This is a genomic window from Variovorax sp. W1I1 (assembly GCF_030815625.1).
Classification (GTDB): domain Bacteria; phylum Pseudomonadota; class Gammaproteobacteria; order Burkholderiales; family Burkholderiaceae_C; genus Variovorax; species Variovorax paradoxus_C.
In genome coordinates this window covers 3,215,060-3,233,793 of record NZ_JAUSWZ010000001.1, presented here as the reverse complement: position 1 = coordinate 3,233,793, position 18,734 = coordinate 3,215,060, and the positions used below count along the sequence as shown (strand labels likewise).

General features: G+C 66.1%; 19 protein-coding genes. 7 read left to right on the top strand and 12 right to left on the bottom strand.

Translation table 11 applies throughout. The annotated features are described in order from the left end of the window. Positions 1-9 precede the first annotated feature (9 nt). The 6 genes from QFZ83_RS15115 to QFZ83_RS15090 all read right to left on the bottom strand — a co-directional run bounded on the left by QFZ83_RS15115 (position 10) and on the right by QFZ83_RS15090 (position 6,953). Entirely contained in the window at positions 10-1,659 is a 1,650-nt protein-coding gene (locus QFZ83_RS15115; RefSeq protein ID WP_307507738.1) for an ABC transporter ATP-binding protein, read from the bottom strand. Between the two features lie 2 nt (positions 1,660-1,661). After that, positions 1,662-2,603 carry an ABC transporter permease gene (locus QFZ83_RS15110; protein WP_307507734.1) on the bottom strand — a complete coding sequence of 314 codons (942 nt, stop codon included), beginning with the start codon at positions 2,601-2,603 and terminating at the stop codon, positions 1,662-1,664. Between the two features lie 36 nt (positions 2,604-2,639). After that, positions 2,640-3,581 (bottom strand): ABC transporter permease, encoded by a 942-nt coding sequence (locus QFZ83_RS15105; protein ID WP_013541881.1) that lies wholly within the window; start codon positions 3,579-3,581, stop codon positions 2,640-2,642. A gap of 120 nt (positions 3,582-3,701) precedes the next feature. Beyond that, positions 3,702-5,285, bottom strand: a complete 1,584-nt coding sequence (locus QFZ83_RS15100; protein WP_307507730.1) for an ABC transporter substrate-binding protein — start codon at positions 5,283-5,285, stop codon at positions 3,702-3,704. Between the two features lie 6 nt (positions 5,286-5,291). Beyond that, the gene (locus QFZ83_RS15095) at positions 5,292-5,828 is read right to left on the bottom strand and encodes a MarR family winged helix-turn-helix transcriptional regulator (RefSeq protein ID WP_013541879.1); all 537 of its coding nucleotides are present in this window, start codon (positions 5,826-5,828) and stop codon (positions 5,292-5,294) included. A 231-nt stretch (positions 5,829-6,059) separates the two neighbouring features. Beyond that, positions 6,060-6,953, bottom strand: a complete 894-nt coding sequence (locus tag QFZ83_RS15090) for a LysR family transcriptional regulator (protein ID WP_307507726.1) — start codon at positions 6,951-6,953, stop codon at positions 6,060-6,062. A gap of 87 nt (positions 6,954-7,040) precedes the next feature. Here QFZ83_RS15090 and QFZ83_RS15085 point away from each other — a divergent pair, with 87 nt between their 5' ends. The 3 genes from QFZ83_RS15085 to QFZ83_RS15075 are packed head-to-tail and all read left to right on the top strand — an operon-like array spanning position 7,041 to position 8,763. After that, positions 7,041-7,616 carry a YceI family protein gene (locus tag QFZ83_RS15085; RefSeq protein WP_307507724.1) on the top strand — a complete coding sequence of 192 codons (576 nt, stop codon included), beginning with the start codon at positions 7,041-7,043 and terminating at the stop codon, positions 7,614-7,616. Beyond that, on the top strand, positions 7,613-8,191 hold the full coding sequence (locus QFZ83_RS15080; protein ID WP_307507721.1) for a cytochrome b: 579 nt from the start codon (positions 7,613-7,615) through the stop codon (positions 8,189-8,191). The genes QFZ83_RS15085 and QFZ83_RS15080 overlap by 4 nt, the downstream gene beginning before the upstream one ends. Further along, complete coding sequence (locus QFZ83_RS15075; protein ID WP_307507718.1) at positions 8,188-8,763, top strand: YceI family protein; 576 nt, start codon at positions 8,188-8,190, stop codon at positions 8,761-8,763. The genes QFZ83_RS15080 and QFZ83_RS15075 overlap by 4 nt, the downstream gene beginning before the upstream one ends. Positions 8,764-8,788: 25 nt before the next feature. On the opposite strand, the gene QFZ83_RS15070 is transcribed toward QFZ83_RS15075, so the two are convergent. Continuing rightward, positions 8,789-9,505 carry a Crp/Fnr family transcriptional regulator gene (locus tag QFZ83_RS15070; RefSeq protein WP_013541878.1) on the bottom strand — a complete coding sequence of 239 codons (717 nt, stop codon included), beginning with the start codon at positions 9,503-9,505 and terminating at the stop codon, positions 8,789-8,791. Positions 9,506-9,696: 191 nt separating this feature from the next. Between QFZ83_RS15070 and QFZ83_RS15065 the strand changes: the two genes are divergently transcribed. The 3 genes from QFZ83_RS15065 (at position 9,697) to QFZ83_RS15055 (ending at position 14,418) form a co-directional block, all read left to right on the top strand. Next, positions 9,697-11,898, top strand: a complete 2,202-nt coding sequence (locus QFZ83_RS15065) for a xanthine dehydrogenase family protein molybdopterin-binding subunit (protein ID WP_307507714.1) — start codon at positions 9,697-9,699, stop codon at positions 11,896-11,898. A gap of 10 nt (positions 11,899-11,908) precedes the next feature. Next, positions 11,909-12,367, top strand: coding sequence for a (2Fe-2S)-binding protein (locus QFZ83_RS15060; protein ID WP_013541876.1), 459 nt, complete (start codon positions 11,909-11,911; stop codon positions 12,365-12,367). Positions 12,368-12,447: 80 nt separating this feature from the next. Beyond that, entirely contained in the window at positions 12,448-14,418 is a 1,971-nt protein-coding gene (locus QFZ83_RS15055; RefSeq protein WP_307507710.1) for an ATP-binding protein, read from the top strand. A 27-nt stretch (positions 14,419-14,445) separates the two neighbouring features. Here the strand turns inward: QFZ83_RS15055 and QFZ83_RS15050 are convergent, their stop codons facing one another. Beyond that, entirely contained in the window at positions 14,446-14,778 is a 333-nt protein-coding gene (locus QFZ83_RS15050; protein ID WP_307507708.1) for a c-type cytochrome, read from the bottom strand. Positions 14,779-14,940: 162 nt separating this feature from the next. Here QFZ83_RS15050 and QFZ83_RS15045 point away from each other — a divergent pair, with 162 nt between their 5' ends. Beyond that, entirely contained in the window at positions 14,941-15,612 is a 672-nt protein-coding gene (locus QFZ83_RS15045) for a hypothetical protein (RefSeq protein ID WP_013541873.1), read from the top strand. Positions 15,613-15,668: 56 nt separating this feature from the next. On the opposite strand, the gene QFZ83_RS15040 is transcribed toward QFZ83_RS15045, so the two are convergent. The 4 genes from QFZ83_RS15040 to QFZ83_RS15025 all read right to left on the bottom strand — a co-directional run bounded on the left by QFZ83_RS15040 (position 15,669) and on the right by QFZ83_RS15025 (position 18,727). Then, on the bottom strand, positions 15,669-15,857 hold the full coding sequence (locus tag QFZ83_RS15040; RefSeq protein ID WP_052810687.1) for a hypothetical protein: 189 nt from the start codon (positions 15,855-15,857) through the stop codon (positions 15,669-15,671). Between the two features lie 147 nt (positions 15,858-16,004). Beyond that, on the bottom strand, positions 16,005-16,811 hold the full coding sequence (locus QFZ83_RS15035) for a PPK2 family polyphosphate kinase (RefSeq protein ID WP_307507704.1): 807 nt from the start codon (positions 16,809-16,811) through the stop codon (positions 16,005-16,007). A 43-nt stretch (positions 16,812-16,854) separates the two neighbouring features. Further along, complete coding sequence (locus QFZ83_RS15030) at positions 16,855-17,289, bottom strand: RNA-binding S4 domain-containing protein (RefSeq protein WP_307507701.1); 435 nt, start codon at positions 17,287-17,289, stop codon at positions 16,855-16,857. Between the two features lie 19 nt (positions 17,290-17,308). Continuing rightward, positions 17,309-18,727 carry a sensor histidine kinase gene (locus QFZ83_RS15025; protein ID WP_307507698.1) on the bottom strand — a complete coding sequence of 473 codons (1,419 nt, stop codon included), beginning with the start codon at positions 18,725-18,727 and terminating at the stop codon, positions 17,309-17,311. Positions 18,728-18,734 lie beyond the last annotated feature (7 nt).

Genomic DNA, 18,734 nt, shown 5'->3' with positions numbered 1-18,734 from the left:
GCGCGCGCATCAACCCTGGCCGAACGCGTAGCCCTGACCAGGGGCCGCGGCCAACAGGGAGCGGGTGTAGGCCTCTTGCGGCGACAGCAGCACGTCGCGCGCGGTGCCTTGTTCGACGATGCGGCCCTTGTGCATGACGATCAGCCGGTCGCAGATCTGGCTGGCCACGCGCAGGTCGTGCGTGATGAAGAGGATGCCGATGGACAGGCGCTGCTGGATCTCCGCGAGCAGCTTGAGGATCTGGTCCTGCACGGAAACGTCGAGCGCCGAAACAGCTTCGTCGGCGATCAGCACCTGGGGCTCGCAGGCCAGCGCGCGTGCGATGCACAGGCGCTGCCGCTGGCCGCCGGAGAACTCGCTCGGGTAGCGATGCAGCACCTCGGGCTTGAGCCGCACGAGGTCCATCAGCTCCTCGGCGCGCTGCCAGGCCTTCTCGGGAGAAAGCCCGAAATTCACCGGCCCTTCGATGATCGATTGGCCGACCGTGCGGCGCGGATTCAGCGAGCGGTTCGGGTCCTGGAACACGACCTGCACCATGCGCCGGAACGCCGAGAGCCGTGCCCGCGGCGCGTGCTGCGCTTCGAGGTGAGGCACCCAGACCTCGCCGCCGGTCGGCTCGATCAGCCGCGCGATGCAGCGCGCCACGGTGGACTTGCCCGAGCCCGACTCGCCCACGATGCCCACGGTTTCGCCAGCGTGGAGCTGGAGCGACACGTCGGTGGCCGCATGCACCGTGCGGCGCTTGCCGGGCCACGAGCCGGAGCGGTAGGTCTTGGTCACGCCGCGTGCGTCGAGCAACGGCGGTGCGTCGGCGACGGGAGGGCGTGAAGCGGGTTCCAGGCGCGGCACGGCGTCGAGCAGCATGCGCGTGTACGGCTCTTTCGGGCGGCGCAGCACGTCGTCCTTCAGGCCGCTTTCGACCTGGCGGCCGAGTTGCAGCACCACGACATGGTCCGCGATGTCCGCGACCACGCCGAAGTCGTGCGTGATGAACAGCACCGCCGTGCCGTTCTCCTGCTGCATCTCGCGGATGAGCGACAGGATCTCGGCCTGCGTGGTCACGTCCAGCGCGGTGGTCGGCTCGTCGCAGATCAGCAGCGCAGGGCGCAGGATGAGCGCTATGGCAATCACGATGCGCTGCCGCTGTCCGCCCGAGAGCTGATGCGGGTAGGCGTCGTAGATGCGCTCGGGCTCCGGCAGCTTGACGCGCGCGAAGATGGCCAGCACCTTCTGCCTGCGCTCCGCGGCGCCGAGTGCTGTGTGTTCGGCCAGCATTTCATCGACCTGCGCGCCGCAGCGCATCACCGGGTTCAGTGCCGTCATCGGCTCCTGGAACACCATCGCCATGCGTGCACCGCGCCATGCGCGCAGGTGCGCGGCGTCGGCTGCGAGGACGTTCTCGCCCAGCACCTCGATGCGTCCGCCCGAAGGCTTGAGCGCATCGGGCAGGAGCCCCATCACGGCCTGGGCGATCACCGATTTGCCGGAGCCCGATTCGCCCAGCAGGCACACGACCTGGCCGGGCATCACGTCGAAGGAAACACCGCTGACGGCATGTGGCCGGTCCGCGCCTTCGGGCAGGTCGATGCACAGGTCGCGCACGACAAGGCAGGGCGATCCGGCGGCGGGCGGGGTGGTTGAAAAAGACGTGCGTGTCATGGTCAGCTCCCGCGCTTGTTGAACTTGGGATCGAGCGCATCGCGCAGGCCGTCGCCCAGCATGTTCACCGCCAGCACCGTGGCCGCGAGAAAGACGCCGGGCAGCAGCACGGTCGATGGATGCGACGTGAAATACGCGCGGCCCTCGGACATGATGTTTCCCCAGGTCGGCACGTCGGAAGGCAGGCCGATGCCGAGGAACGACATCACCGCTTCCGCCAGCATGGCGGCCGCGCAGACGAAGGTGCCCTGAACGATCAGCGGCGCCACCGTGTTGGGCAGGATGTGGCGCAGCATCAGCTTCCAGGCGGGCGTGTCGAGCGCGATGGCCGCCTCGACATACGGCTCCTCGCGAACCGACAGCACGACCGAGCGCACGAGTCTTGCCACGCGCGGTGTCTCGGGAACGACGATGGCGAGGATCACCGTCCACAGGCTCGGCCGCCAGACCGCGACGAGCACGATGGCGAAGAGGATGCCGGGGATCGCCATCACCCCGTCCATCACCCGCATGATCGTTCCGTCGAGGCGGCGAAAGTAGCCGGCGACCATGCCCACCAGCATCCCGAGCGCGACCGAGCCCAGCGCGACCGCCACGCCCACCGACAGCGAGATGCGCGCGCCGTAGGCCGTGCGGCTCCAGATGTCGCGGCCCATGCTGTCGGTACCCATCGGGAAGAAGCGCTGGAAGCTGTCGCCGGCGAGCGTCGTGAATTCGGCATGCGCGCCCGGCGACAGGTGCGAGTTGGCCGGGTCCATCGCGTTGGGGTCGATGGTGTAGAGCCACGGCGCCGCGACCGCGAGCACGACCATGAGGCACAGGAGCACGCTGCCCGTGCGCACGGCGGCGTTTGCGAAAACGCGGCGCAAGAGGGACGGTTTGCGGCGGTGCGGCGCAGCGGCCGCCGTCTCCACCGTATCCGCCGTCAGGGAAATCGAAGTCATGAAAAGGGTCTCCGAAAGAAAGAGAGGCTGGGTGCGTCAGTAGCGGATGCGCGGATCGAGCAGCAGGTAGCTCAGGTCCACCAGCAGGTTCACGACCACGTAGACGAGCGAGAAGAAGAGGGTGATGCCCTGGATGAGCGGGTAGTCGCGCGAAAGTACGGCGTCCACCGTCAACTGGCCGAGGCCCGGGATGGCGTAGATGGTTTCGGTGACCACCACGCCGCCGATGAGGCCGGCCACGCTCAGGCCGATGATGGTGGCGATCGGCACCGCCGCATTGGCGAGCGCATGGCGAATCAGCATGCGCCGCTCGGAGATGCCCTTGGCACGCGCGGTGCGCACGTAGTCTTCGGTCAGCGCTTCGGAAACCGCCGCCCGCGTCACGCGTGCGATCAGCGCCGCATACATCACGGCCAGCGTGACGCAGGGCAGCACCAGGTTGCGCAGCCACGGGCCGACGCCCTCGCCGATGCGGTTGTAGCCCTGCGACGGCAGCCAGCCCAGCTGCATCGAGAACAGCCAGATCATCAGGTAGCCCGCGACGAACACCGGCACCGAAAAGCCGAGGACCGACGCGCTCATGATGAAGCGGTCGAGCCGGCCGCCGCGCCGCGAAGCCGCCAGCACGCCCAGCGGCACGGCGATCAGCACGGTGAGCACGACCGTGAGGGCGGCCACCGACAGCGTGGGCTCGAGCCGCTGGCCGATCAGCTCGGTCACGGTCATCTTGTAGAAGTAGGAGTAGCCCAGGTCCCCACGCAGCACGTGGCCCAGCCATCCGAAGAACTGGCTGACGACCGGTGCGTCCAGGCCGAGCTGCGCGCGGATGCGCTCGATGTCCTGCACGGTGGCGCCATCGCCCGCGATGGCCGCCGCCGGATCACCGGGCGTCATGCGCAGCAGGAGAAAGACGATGACGGCCACGATCAGGAGCACGGGCGCCGTGGCCAGGCCGCGCCGCAACAGAAAGTTGAGCATGTGAGAAGGTCTCGTTCGAGCGATGGATCGGCTGGCGAGGGCAAAGGAATTCCCCGACCGGCTGCAACGGGTGCAACCGGTCGACGCCTCGATGACAGAGAGAGAAAGAAGGGGCGGCGCCTAGTTCTTGCGCACGTTCCAGTACAGGACGGCGGGCGAGGGCAGCAGGCCGCTCACCACGCCGCGGCGCACGGCAGTGGGCGCCTTGCCTTCGCCGAGAGGCGCGATCACGCCGCCTTCGAGCACGCGCAGCTGGATCTGCGTGGCGATGTCCTTGCGCTGCGCCAGGTCGGTCGTTTCGATGAAGCGCGACTTCAGCGCTTCGAGTTCCGGATCGGTCGGCCAGCCGAAGAAGCCCTTGTCGCCGTTGCCGGTCAGCGGGCCGTAGCTGATGGGGTTGCTGGCATCCACACCACCCCAGAACGTGATGAAGACGTTCCAGCCACCGTTTTCCGGGAGGTCCTTCTTGGTGCGGCGCGTCACGAGCGTGGCCCAGTCGGTGGTCTGCACGTCGACGTTGAAGCCCACTTGCTTGAGCAACTGTCCGTAGACGGCGGGCATCTTGTTGAGCGCCGGCGCATCACCCGGCAGCAGGATGACGACGGGCTTGCCGTCGTAGCCCGACTCCTTCAAGAGCTTGCGGGCTTCCTCGAACTGCGGCTTGCCGGTGAAGAAGCCCGTCTTGTCGCTCGAATACATCGAGCCGCACAGGTAAATGGACGCGCATGGCTTATAGAAGTCACGGAAGGTGGCCTGAGCCCGCAGCATGGCTTCCTGGTTGATGGCGAGCATGGCCGCCTTCAACGCCTTCGGGTTGTTGAAGGGCGGGACCTTGTGGTTGTAGATCGCCGTGAAAGGGCCTGCGGGCATCACATCCACCAGCTCGATCTTCGGGTTGGTGCGCATGTCGGTGTAGCCGGAGGCAGGCACGCCTTCGAGCATGTCGACCTCGCCGTTCAGCAAGGCGTTGACCTGGGTCTGCGGGTCGCGCAGCAGCACCCATTCGACGCGGTCCACGTTCACCACCTTGCCGCCTGCCAAGCCCGAGGGCGCTTCCTTGCGCGGCACGTACGCGGCGTTCTTGCGGTAGATCACGCGGTCGCCCGGGCGAAAGTCCGCCTTGGCGAGGGTGAAGGGACCGGAGCCGATCATCTCTTCGATCTGCTTGTCGGCGGGCGTTTCGGCCACGCGCCTGGGCATGATGAACGGCACCAGCGGGTTGGGTTTGCCCAGCGCGTCGAGCACCACGCCGAAGGGCTGCTTGAAGGTCATGCGAAAGCCGTTGGGGCCTTCCGCAGCGATGCTGTCCATGGCCTCGTACATCTTCTGGCCGAGCGTGTCGCGCTTGGCCCATCGGGCGAGTGAGGCGATCACGTCCTGCGAGGTGACGGGCGCGCCGTCGTGGAACTTCAGGCCCGGGCGTAGGGTGAAGGTCCAGACCTTGTTGTCTGGGCTTGCGGTGTATTTGTCCACCATTTGCGGCTTGATCGCGCCCTTTTCGTCCATGCCGAAAAGCGTGTCGTAGATCATGAGCCCGTGGTTGCGCGTGATGTTGGCGGTGGTCCAGATCGGGTCGAGGATCTTCAGGTCCGACGAAGGCACGGTGCGCAGCACGGTGTCGGCGGAGGCCGCTGCCGAGAACGAGAGAGCCAGTGCCGGCAGGGCGGCCGCGAACGCGCGGCGCAGCGAGAGTGAAATAGCCATGAAGCCTTACTTCTTTCGAGAGGTGCCAGAGGGAGGTGTTGAAGAGGAATCCGCAGCCTTGCTTTCGCGCAGTTGGGTCAGCAGAAATTCGAAGACGTCGCGCGAACCCGCTTCCGCATCGATGATCTTGTTCAAGATGCGGTGCAGGGCGGCGACTTCGGCCACGGTGAGGCAATCGAGGAAGCGGGCTTCCATTTCCCGCCCGATGGGCTCGGCCTGCAGCACGAGGTCGATGCCGGAGGGCGTGAGGCACAGGTGGATCTGCCGCGCGTCTTCGCTGCCGATCTGACGCTGCACCAGCTCGCGCTGCACCAGCGATCCCACGAGCTTCGAGACCAGCGTTTTCTCGATGGCGCAGGTCTGCACCAGTTGGCCCATCGTGATGCCGGGCGCGCCGCCGATCATGCGAAGCAGCCGCACATCGCGGATCGACAGGCCGACTTCGATCTCGTACACGCGGGAACCACGGTCTCTCGTTCGCTCGGAGGCCAGGTCGAGCAGGACGTTGATGTAGTCGGTTTTCAGTTCGAGTGGTGCGTGCATGGCCAGATGAGAGAAATCTTCAATAGTTGAAGTATTCAACTATCTGGGGTGCTTATGCAAGCACTGGGCCAGGTGGCGAGGGAAATCACCTACGAGCGATGCTGTCGGGTGGAAGACGGACGAGGCGCCGCTTTTTGCGGGGCCGAGGCAATCACATGGTTGCCGTCATGAGGCACGTGCCTGGTGCAGCGCGTGCACCAGAATGCCGGCCGCTTTGCGCAGAACCAAGGCTCAATCTGCGCTCGATTCGAACGCCGTGCGCTGCGCGCGAATCCCCTGCGCAATGTGGTCCATGAATGCCTGCACGCGCCGCGTGTGGCGCAAATTGGGATGGGTCAGCAGCCACAGGTCGGTGGACGCCGACCGCGGAATACTGGTCACGGCGACCAGCAACTTCGATGCGCGCCCGAGAAACCTCGGCAGGGCGGTGGCCCCGAGATCGGCTTCCGCGGCCTGCCGAAGCGCGACGAAGGAGTTGAATGCATGCAGCACGTGAGAAGGTGCCAGGCTGTCCTTCAGCCAACGGAAGATGGGCGTGCGCGACAGCGATTCGTCCGGCATGAGCCAGGCCATTTCCGCGGGTGGCGTGGCGGCGTTCTGCGACAGGTAGATCGGGGATGCATAGACGGAGAAGTCGAGGCGGCAAAGCCTGAGGCCAACGAGCGAATCCGGCGGTTCGATGGAGGGGCGAAGCGCGATATCGGCTTCTCGCTTTTCGATGTCGAGCACCGCGCTGCCTACGGAGGTTCGGACCTTGACGGCAGGAAACCGCAGGTGAAAGGACGCCAGGAGCGGCATGACCGCTGCAGTGAAGAGCGCGTCGGTCGTCGTGAAGCGGATCTCTCCGTCCATTTCCGATCCCTGCGCGTCCACGAGGCGCTGAGTGTGGGTCACCTGGGCCTCGACGAACTCGGCCAATTCGAAGATGACTCGTCCTTCTTTCGTCAATTCATGACCACTCGAGGTGCGGCCAAAAATCTTCAATCCAAAACCAAGCTCGATTTCCTGGAGCCGCCGCAAGACCGTTGCATGGGAAATCCGCAGCGAGCGGGCTGCGGCCGCGGCCGATCCATTGCGAACGGCCGCCAGCACATAGCGCAGATCGTTCCAGTCGAGGTTGTCCATTTATGTGAATTGAATTGGCAGAAATAGCGGTTCGCAGCGCATCGTACGTACTGCAACATGGATGCATCTTTTAACTTGAAATTCCAAATGAAATACCGTTTGACCCTTGCTTCTGTGCTCGCAGCCATCGCTTTGTTTCCTGGGTTTGCAATTGCGGGGTGGGAGATCGAACCAACGCACACCAATGTCACCTTTGAGGTCGACCATCTCGGATTGACGAAGACGCCAGGACAATTCCGAAAATTCAACGCCGACGTCTTCCTGAACGAAAAACAGATTGAAGAGTCGCGTGTGAATTTCACCGTCGACGCCAATTCGATCGACACCACGGTAGCTGTGCGAGACGGTGAATTGCGCCGTGCGGCCTGGCTCGATGCCGAGCAACATCCGAACATCACCTTCGTCTCGAAGACCGTCAAGCGCTTGGAAGATGGGCGCATCGTCATCTCGGGCGATTTGACGATTCGGGGCAAGACGCTGCCGGTGGATTTCAACGCCCGGTTGACCGAGATAATTAACAATCCTTTCCTCAAGATTCCGTCGGTGGGCCTGGTGGCAACGACGCGCATCAAGCGAACGGATTTCGGCATGACCAAATTCCTGCCGGCCGTTGCCGACGAAGTCGAATTGCGGCTGCAGACAGAGCTCAATAAAAAGCCGTGAACCCCGTGGAGCGCGTACCGGCCAAGGCGGTTGTCCGGTACACACGCACGGCCATGTCGTTTCACTGGCTGATCGCCGTGGCGGTCTTCGGGGCAATCGGCATGGGGCTGTACATGACCAGCCCGCCGATCACCCCGCTGCGCTTCCGGGTCTACAACTGGCACAAGTGGCTGGGTGTTTGCCTGTTGTTGGCCACGGTTCTGCGATTGGCATGGCGCATTCGGCACGCACCGCCGCCGACCGGTCGCGTCATGAGGTCACTCGAAGTTCTTGCTGCGCGGGCCGTGCATTTCCTGTTGTACGCGCTGTGCTTCCTGGTGCCGCTTTCAGGCTGGGCGTACACGTCGGCTGAAGGGCGTCCCGTTGTTTTGCTCGGTCGATTTCCGCTTCCCGATTTCGTGCCCGTGAATCCTGCATTGGCAGAGGTCCTCAAGGTCACACACCACTGGCTCGCATGGACACTTTCCGCACTCATCCTGTTGCACATCGCTGCGGCACTGAAGCACCGGTTCATCGATCGGGATGGCGTTCTCGCACGGATGCTCCCTTCGTTTTCTTTTCGGAAATCCGCATGAAGCAATTGGCCATGCGCCTCGCCCTGTTTGCATTGGCCTGTGTCTCAGGAGGCGCCAATGCACAGCTACAGCAGCAACTGATCGCAGCCGGTAGCGAAATCACATTCACGAACAAGCAGATGGGCGTGAGCATGTCGGGCCGATTCAAGCGTTTCGACGCCGCGGTGAGCTTCGAGCCCTCGCGGCCGCAGACCAGCAAGATCGGCCTCGTTGTCGATCTCACCAGTGTTGCGCTCGGCTCGGCCGACAACGAGGCCTTGCTTGCGCGCACCGACTGGTTCGACAGCAAGAACCATCCGAAGGCCTCGTTCGAAAGCACCTCGGTGAAGGCGCTCGATGCGAAGAAGTTCGAAGCCCGGGGCAAGCTGACGCTGAAGGGCGTCTCACGCGATGTCGTCGTGCCTTTCGATCTTTCGGCGCAGACCGGCGACGCTGTGGTGACCGGCGCATTCATGCTGCGCCGCAAGGACTTCGGAATCGGCATCGGCGAGTGGGAAGACCTGTCCCTGGTCGCCAACGAAGTCAACGTGCGGTTCCGGTTCGTTCTGCGCGGATTGCCGCCGCCACGGTGAAGCGCTTGGCGGGGAGCCGTGTTGTCTATCGGCGCGCGTACGCCGTCGCCACCGATTCGGTCTCGCCGAGATAGCCACGCAGCCCGGCAAGATCGAGCACCTCGACACCGCCATGCTCCACGCGCAGCAGCCCCGCGCGTTCGAGTTCGTGCAGCGCCCTGTTCGCGCGCTGTCGCGAAACGGCGGACAAGAGACCGATCTCGTCCTGGCTCAGGCGCACGAAGCTGCTGGTCTGCGGATAGAGCACCGGGTCGAACAGGCTGGCCAGGCAGCGCGCGACGCGCGCATCGGGGCCCAGCAGGCGGTCGAATTCCATGAGCCCAATGAACAGGCTCAGGCGCGCGTTGATGTGCGAGAGCAGGAACCGGTTGAATTCGATGTTCGTCGAGAGCAGCCGCTCGAAGGTGTGGCGCGGCACGCAGGCCAGGCGGGTCGGCCGCATGGCCACGCCGTCGTAGCGCCACGGGCCGGGCTTGAGCAGCGAGCCCTCGCCGGCCCAGCCGCCGGTGGTCACCCCGGTGAAAGTGGAGACGCGGCCGTCGGCCAGCGAGACCGACATCTTCACCAGACCTTCGATGATGCCGATCCAGAGATCGGCGGGTTCGCCGCGGCGCAGCGCGAAACCGCCGGCCGGCACCTCGCGCTCGTGCGACTCGCGGACCACGCGGTCGAGCTCCTCGGCCGTCAGGGTCTGTGCCCACAGGCTCTCGCGGAGCATGGTTTCCATGGCGTTCGACGACATACGTGCTTTCCTTGCTCGCTTGCTTGCTTTTCAGCTGGCTGGCTTGCTCATCTCACTCCTCCACCCGCGTGGGCCTGCATGGAAAGGCCCGCGGATCCGTGCGTAAGAAATGTCTTTGAAACGACACCCTTGGCGAAACGATCATGACATATTGACTCCTGTTCGCCACAACCATAAGACAGGAGACAAGGATGGAACATTCCGAATCCGGCGCGGTCCCCACGCATGTGCCGCTCCAAGACGAACCACCCGGCATGCGCCGGCGGGACCTGTTGGGGTACGCGGCTTCCGCGCCGCTGGTTTCAGCCGCGGCCGCTGCCACCGTGGGCTTGGGCGGGATCTCTGCCCCGTCCTCGGCGAAGGCTGCGATCCTGCCGATGACGCCGCCCGACACCACCGACCTGATCGACATCGGCGATGCGGTGACGCTCACCGCGCTGCCGACCATGCCGCTGGTCAAGGTAACCAACATCGCCAACGGCCGCGTGCGGCTCGAGCTTCCGCGGCTGGAGTCGGGGCAGGGCATTGCCACCGCCGCCGCGATGATGCTGGCCGACAAGCTGCGCCTGCCGCTCAGCGCCATCGAGGTCGGCTCGGCCGACGCCAGCCCCGAGCTGATCTTCAACCAGCTCACGGGCGGCTCGTCGAGCGTGCGTTCGCTGCATGCCGGCATGCCGTTGCTCGGCGGCCTGGGCGGCTTGCTCTCGGGCAGCGCGAACGCCGTGGTCGGCCAGCGCACGACGCGGCTCGACGCGCTGGACATCGTGACCGGCCGCAAGAAGTTCTCGATGGACCAGGCCGTGCCCGAAGCCAAACCGACCATGGTGTGCCGGCCTCCGACCATCAACGGCAAGTTCGTGCGCATCAACAACCTGAACACGGTGACGGCGATGCCGGGCGTGCTGGGCATCGCGCCGATTCCCGCCACCAACGGCATCGTGCCCACGCCGCCCGGCGTGGCGGTGATGGCCGAGACCTTCGGGCAAGCCTGGGCCGCGGTGAATGCGCTCGATGTCACCTGGACGGCCGGGCCCGTTGCCGGCGAGTCCAACGCCAGCATCCAGCAGAAGCTCAAGGGCGCACTCTTGCCGTTCCTGCTGCCGCCACTGGGCGCGCTCACGGTCGAGGGCGAGTTCGAGTTCGCGGCGGTCTCGCACTGCCCGATGGAAACCGAATGCGCCATCGCCGACGTGCGCGCCGACCGGGCCGAGATCTGGTCCGGCCTGCAGAGCCCGATCGTCACGCAGCAGGCCGTCGCCATCGAGCTGGGCTTGCCGCTGGACAAGGTCAAGGTGCATGCGGTGCCCTCGGGCGGTTCGTTCGGGCGCCGGCTGTTCTGGGACGCGACGCTGCAGGCTGTGCAGGCCTCCAAGGCGCTGGGCCGGCCCTGCAAGCTGATGTACCACCGCACCGACGACATGCGCCACGGCCGCGTGCGCCCGCCCATGTTCCACCGGGCACGCGCCACGATGCTGCTGGGCCAGGTCATCGCGTTCGAACAGCGCATCGCCGGGGTGCGGCTCGATACGCGCCACGGCTTCGGCGAGATGCTGGGCGCCGCGGCCATCGCGCTGCCCAACGGCTTTCCGCAGACGGTGGGCAACTTCGGCATCGAGCAGGTCATGTTCAAGACCATGGTCACTTCGCCCTACAACTTCGGCGTGACCACCAAGCTCCTGACGCCGGTGCCGATCGACATGAACACCTGCTCCTACCGCTCGGTGCACATCCAGCCTTCGCGGCTGGTGGAAGAGATCCTGGTCGACGACATGGCCCGGGCGCTGCGCAAGGACCCGGTCGCGTTCCGCCTCGAGTACCTGCGGCTGCCGCGCGCACGCGCGGTGCTGAAGGCGGCGGCCGCCGCGGCGCAATGGGGCAAGGCGATGCCGGCGGGCTTTGCCCAGGGCGTGGGCGTGCACCAGGAGTCGAAGTCGTTCACGGCCTGCATCGTCGAGATCGATGGGCGGGTGCCGACCGACGTGAAGGTCATCCGCGCCACCATCGTGATCGACGTCGGCACGCCGATCAATCCATCGGGCATCGAGGCGCAGATGCAGGGCGGGCTGTGCGAGTCGATCTCCATCGTGCTGACGGCGGGGCTGCACATCCAGAACGGCCTGCCGCTGGAGGGCAGCTATTCGCAGTACCACTTCGCGCGGATGAAGAACTACCCGAAGGACGTGAAGGTCATCATCATGCCGGCCAGCACCGGCGAGGCGATCGGCGGGCTGGGCGAGGTGGGCCTCTCGGCCAGTTCGGGCGCCATCGCCAACGCGTATGCACGCGCCACCGGCCGCAAGCCGCGCAGCTTCCCGCTGAATTTCCCGGTCGATTTCACCCCCATCCCCCCGGGCAAGCTGCCCACGCCGGTCGTCGTGCCGGTACCCGCCTGAGGAGGCCACCATGCCCGTGCAATCTTTCAAGGTGAACGGCAGCAATGTCGACGTCGAGGCGCCCGACGACATGGCGCTGCTCTGGGTGCTGCGCGACAAGCTCGGCATCACCGGCCCGAAGTACGGCTGCGGCATCAACGTGTGCAAGGCCTGCACCTGCCACGTGGACGGCAAGGCGGTCACCACCTGCTCGACGCGGGTGGCCGACGTGCGCGGTCGCCAGGTGACGACCATCGAGGGGCTGGCCAACGGCAACGTGCTGCACCCGGTGCAGCAGGCCTGGATGAACCTGGACGTTCCGCAGTGCGGCTTCTGCCAGCCGGGGCAGATCATGGCGGCGGTCGATCTGCTGCGGCGCACCCGCAACCCGACCGATGCGGACATCGATGCCATAGAGAACGTGTGCCGATGCGGCACCTACGGGCGCATCCGGGAGGCAATCAAGGCCGCCGCGGCCATGATGGGCTAGCGGGCAGGGCGCGACGGGTGCGGCGTCGGGGCACGGCCTGTCACGCGGATGTGCGGGCCGGGAGACATAATTGTTAACTAATGCACACGTCGCCCGCCGCCTCCGACCGCCGCACCGGACTGGGCCGCTGGATCGCGATGTTGTGCCTGGCCGTGTTGCCGCTCGCCAATGCGGCGGCTGTCGGCTCGCCGCCCGAGGGCGCGGTGCACATCACGCACGCCGAGTTGCTGTCCGTTCCCGGCACGGGCTATTCCGAGCCTCCGCGGCAGATCGAAGATGTCGACCTTCCGGCCGAGGGATGGAGGGAGGTCAGCCTTCCGCACACGGCCGAGCGCGAGCTGGTTCCCACGCCGTTGGGCGGCGTGCGCACCATCACCGACTGGTATCGCATCGACCTGGCCGGCACGGCGCCTTCTGAACAGCAGCGCCTTCTCTTTCTCTACCTGCCGCGCTGGAAGACGCTCGGCCACATCGCGGTGTACGGCGACGGCGTGCTGCTCTACCAGTCGCATGGCAGCCCGATTCACAACGGCTACAACCATCCGCTGCTGCTGCCGCTGAATGCGACGGCCGGCACGCCTTCCCCGACGTCCGTGCTGATCCGCGTCGACCGCCTGCGCAGCAGCGGCAGCGGCTTCTCGACCGTGTGGGTGGGCGACGAGGCCTCGCTGAACTGGCGCTACCAGGTCCGCCAACTGCTCCAGGTTCAGGTGCCGGCCATGGGCAGCGCGGCGTTCCTGGCGGTGGGTGCCTTCGCCCTCGCGGTGTACCTGGGCAAGCGGCGCGAGTCGCTCTACCTGCTGTTCTTCGCCATCTCGGCATTGGCCTTCCTGCGGACGCTTCACTACTACGTCGGCGGCAACTACTTTCCGGTTTCCGACGAGTTGTTCGAGTGGATGACGGTGTCTTCGCTGATCTGGCTGATCGTCGCGATCCACCTCTTCCTGGAGCGCCTGCACCAGCAGCCTTCGCCCTGGCTGACCCGCGTGTCGGTGACGCTGGCGACGGCCTGCAGCATCGCCACGCTGCCGCACCTGTCGCCGTCCATCGCGAGCCTCTACCTCGTCACGCCGCTGCTCAACCTGATGGTGCTGCCGGTCGCCGTGCTGATCTTTGCGGTGAACCTGCGCAAGGCATTGCGCGCCAAGCTGCCCGAAGGCCGACTGGTGGCGGGGTGGACTGTCTTCGCGCTCACGTTCACCTCCTACGACGGGCTGCTGCAGAACAACCTGGTGAGCCCGGAGAGCGTGTACACCTCGCCCTACGCGATCATCAGCCTCTTCTTCGTCTTCTCTTACATCATGTTCGAGCGGTACACCGGTGCGTTTGCCGAGGTGGCACGGCTGAACAAGGGGCTGGCCCAGCGCCTGCAGGCGCGCGAGGCCGAGCTGGAGCAGAGCTACCAGCGGCTGCGCGTGATCGAGAACCAGCAGATGCTCGATGCCGAGCGCCGGCGGCTGATGCAGGACATGCACGACGGGCTGGGCTCGTCGCTGATCAGCGCCATCCGTTCGGTGGAGCGGGGCGCCATGAGCGACACCGAGATATCCGAAGTGCTCAGGGGCTGCATGGACGACCTGAAGCTGGCCATCGACTCCATGGAGAGCGTGGACGCCGACCTGCTGCTGCTGCTCGCCACCCTGCGCTTTCGCCTGGCGCCGCGCATCGAGAGCGCCGGCGTCGCACTGCGCTGGGAGGTGCAGCCCGTGCCCGCGCTGCCCTGGCTGGACCCGGGGAGCGCGCTGCACATCCTGCGGATCATGCAGGAGTGCATCGCCAACGTGCTGCGCCACACGCGGGCCAGCATCATCAGCTTCAGCACCGCGACGGCGGGCGAGGGCGTCTCGGTGGTGATCGAGGACAACGGCGCGGGGTTCGACGTGCAGGAGGCCCTGCAGCGAAGCGGCCGGGGGCTGCGCAACCAGCAGCAGCGCGCCATGGCGTTCGGCGGAACGGTGAACTGGGAGTCCGGCAGCGGCGGAACGCGCTTCACGCTGTGGCTTCCGCTTCAGCGCAAGGTCGATGTCGAAAAGTCCGTGCGGGCTGCTTGAGCCGAGTGCCCGGCGCTGCTTCGGGCTTTATCTCTTCGCCACCGACGGCTGCGAAAGCACCCAGGTCGCCAGCACCCGCGAGTCGGCCTCCGAGACCAGGCTTTGCCGCGGCATGATGACCCGGCCCCATGCGCCGACACTGCCGTTGCGGATCTTCTCGGCCAGCCGCGGTGGCGCCTCCGGATCGTTGCGATAGCGCTCCGCGATCTGCGCGAACCCCGGGCCGACCTGCTTGTGGACGAGCCCATGGCAGGCCATGCAGCCGTTCTTCCTGAGCAGGTCCACCGGCGTGGTCTGCGCGACGGCGATGGAGGCGCTGTCGAAAAGCAACAGCAGGGCGACGATCGGGAGGAGCTTCATGCAGGGGTGTAGGTACTTTGATTTGCGGCCCGCCGGGAGCGGGAACGCATGGTCGCATGCCGTCTCGCCGGTCGTCGTGCATTCGCGACAAGTCGATTCAAGAGTAACTATATGTATGGTTAAATCCGCGGAACTACCGCGAAAGAGGACGAGGGAAAACCCATGAAGCTGTTGCTGAGCATTGCGTTCGCCGCTGTGGCCCTGATGGGCTGCACCGCCAGGGCGCCGCTGGTGCCGACCGAACCCGGCACCGGGTCCGGACTCACCTACGTGCCCATGGTCGCCATGGAAGGTGTCGACAAGGTGCGCTACGACAACGACGTGCAGGCATGCCGCACCGCAGCCACCCGCATCACCGCGCGCAGCGAGACCGGCGATGCCATGTGGCTCGCGCTGGGCCTCGGCCTCATCACTGTGCACGGCCAGGGCATCGTGGCCGCTGCTTCGTACACCGGCATCAGCGCTGCCGTCATCGACTGGAACGGCCGCCCGACCTCGGAACTGATGGCCGAGCATCAAGAGATCGCGATCGTCCACTGCATGGCCAAGCGCGGCTATCGCAACCTCGACCCCGACGTGCGCGACACCTTCTACGGCCACACCTTCGATCCGGTCGTCGCCGCCAAGCCGCGCCGCACCGGCGTCGATACGTACAACGTCGAATCGCTCGCCAAGGCCGGCCGCTGCAACGTGCAGCCGCGCGCCGAACTCACGGCCAAGGGCCCGGGCTTCGAGTCGTACAACGTGCCTTGCGAAAACGGCGGCATTTGGGCGGTGCGCTGCGAATTCGGCAAGTGCCGCGTGCTGGCGCAGTCGCCGGTCCGCCGCTCCTGAGTTCGTTCAGGCCAAACAGAAAAAAGCCGGCTTTCATGCCGGCTTCTTTTTTGGCTTCAACGCCAGACGTAATGTCCCGGCACGCGGCGGCCATGTTCGCGGTGGGCCGGCACCCAGACCTTGTGCTTGCGGTGATGCGGCGCTGCGTGCGGGCGGTCGTAGCCCGGTCCGTGGCGGGGCGCCGGTTGTGCGAGGGCCGCGCTCGAGAGCACGCAGGCGGCGAGAACGAAGAGTATCTTTTTCATGTTGGAGTCCTTCGGTTGATGAGTGCACCTGAAGCAGGTACCCATGAACCTTAGTTTGCAGAGCTGCTCCGCCTCGTAGGCCGGCGAGCACTTTACAAACAACACGTTGCGGCAGCACGACGCCGCTGCAACCAACGGCACCCCGTCTTACTTGACGATCATTCCCTTGAGCGCCGGATCGGGCGCCGGGGCCTTGAACTTCATCTGCCGCAGCGTCTTCACCAGCAGCTGCGCAATCATCAGGTTGCGGTGCCGCTTGCTGTTGGCGGGAATCACATACCAGGGCGCGTGCTCGCTCGAGGTCGCCGACAGCGCGCTCTCGTAGGCGCGCTGGTAAGCGGGCCACTTCGTGCGCACCTCCAGGTCGCCCATGCTGAACTTCCACTGCTTGCCGGGCGTGTCGATGCGGGCCTGCAGGCGCTCGCGCTGCTCGTCCTTGTCGATGTGCAGCATGCACTTGACGACCGCCGTGCCGGTCTCGGTCAAGAGCCGCTCGAAGTCGTTGATCTGCGCGTAGCGGCGCTTGGTCTCGGCCTTGTCGATCCAGCCTTCGACCACCGGCACCAGCACGTCTTCGTAGTGGCTGCGGTTCCATACCGCGATCTCGCCGATGCGCGGCACGACGGCGTGGCAGCGCCAGAGGTAGTCGCGCGCCCGTTCTTCCTCGGTCGGTGCCTTGAAGGCCGCCACGCGCACGCCGAGCGGGGAGGTGCGCGAGAACACCCAGCGCACCGTGCCGTCCTTGCCGCTGGTGTCCATGCCTTGCAGCACCAGCAGCACCTTGCGCTTTCCTTCGGCGTGCAGCAGGTTCTGCAGTTCGTCGAGTTCGACGGCCAGGGCGTCGATTTCCTCGCGTTGCGCGGCCTCGTTGCCTTCGCAGAAGGCGGTGTCGCCAGGGTCGATCTGCGAGAGCTTGAACTTGTTGCCGACGCGGTATTTCTTGAAGCTGGCCATGAACCGGAACCCCTTGAAGAAGGAAAGCTGACAGCGTACGCGATCAGCGCTCTGTGTCTTCCGGGTCGATCGAGGCGCTCCAGCGGTTGTCCCATTCGGCGTGGCGCACCGCGCCGTCGAGGTCGCGCCGGTCGCGCTTGGTCGGTCGGCCCTGTTCGATGGCGAGGGCCGGCTCACTGCCCATGCGGCGCTGTTCCCTGATGGCCGCCTGCGCGGCAATGCTCTCGGCCGTTTCCTCGTAGAGCAATTGGGCGACGGGCGCCGGCCCGCGCTGGCCGCTGATGCCGCGCACCGTCACGGTCCGCGTCTGCACGCCCAGCCGCATCGTCACGGTGTCGCCGGCCTTCACCTCGCGCGAGGCCTTGGCGACATCGCCGTTCACCTGCACCCGGTTCTTGCCGATTTCCTCCGCGGCCAACGAGCGCGTCTTGAAGAAGCGGGCGGCCCAGAGCCATTTGTCGATGCGCAGACGTTCCATGGGTTCCATAAGTGGGAATTTAATTCTGCCGCCAGAGCGGAAGGCGCACGACAGCATCCAGCCCGACCACGCGTGCGGTGTTGTCCTGCGCGGTGCGGTTGTCCAGATCGATGCGCCCATCCAGCGCCAGCACGATCTCGCGGCAGATCGCCAGGCCCAGCCCCGAGCCGCTCGAGGTGCTCCCGGCGGAGAAGGGCGCAAAGAGCCGCTGCCGCAGTTCAGGCGAAATGCCCGGCCCTTCGTCGCGCACGGTGAGCACGGCATGGTCGCCGTCGGCGCGCACGATCACCGACAGCGCCGCGCCCTGCGGGCTCTGCTTGATCGCGTTGTGCAGCAGGTTGCGCGTGAGCTCCTGCAGCATCCACTGGTGCGCGCGCACGGCCACCGGTTCGTCGATGGCCAGTTCGAAATCGAGCGCCTTGTCGGCGACCAGCGGCGAGAGGTCGAGCGCAATGCCGCGCACCACGTCGCCAAGGTCCAGCGTCACCGACTCGGGCTGCTGCCGCAGTTGCTCCACCTTCGCGAGCGAGAGCATTTGGTTGGCCAGCATCGTGGCGCGCTCGACGGTCTGGCTGATCTCGCCGAAGGCCTGATCGGGCGCCACGTCGCCGCGGCGCGCCGACTGCACCTGCGCCTTGAGCACAGCGAGCGGGGTGCGCAACTGGTGGGCGCTGTCGCGCACGAAGCGCTTCTGGTGATCGAGCAGCCGCTGCAGCCGGCCCATCACCTCGGTGGTGGCGTCGATCAAGGGGCGCAGTTCGCGCGGCGCGTCGGGCGCATCGATAGGGGAGAGGTCGTCGGCCGGCCGCTCTTCTATCGCTTCGCCCAGCTCGCGCACCGAGCGCGTGGCGCGATGCACCACGAACACCGTGACGCCCGCGATGACGCCCATCAACAGCAACTGGCGCCAGAGCGTGTCGAGCAGCAGCTTGCGCACCAGCGTCTCGCGCAGCTCGAGCGTTTCGGCCACCTGCACCACCGCCATGCCGCGGCCGCGCGCGCTGGCCACCGGCTGCAGCAGCACCGCGACGCGCACGGGCTGCTCCCGGAACTGCGCATCGTAGAAATCGACCAGCGCCGCATATGCGCTGCGGTCCGGAATGCGCCCGCGCCAGAACGGCAGTTCGACGAAGCCGGAGATCAGCTCGCCGTCGAGCGCGGACACGCGATAGAAGAGCCGGCTGCGGTTGTCGGCCTCGAAGGCTTCGAGCGCGGAGTAGGGCACGATCGCGCGCAACTGCGCCTTCTCGTCGTAGCCCTCCACGTCGAGCTGTTCGCCGATGGTCTTGGCTGAGGCGAGCAGCGTGCGGTCGTAGGCGGTGGTGGCGGCCGCGAGGCTCTGGCGGTACAGGCTCACGCTGTTGATCACGATGAACACCGCCACCGGCGCGAGGATGCCGAACAGCAGCCGCGCGCGCAGCGAAGACACTTTCTTCATGCGGCCT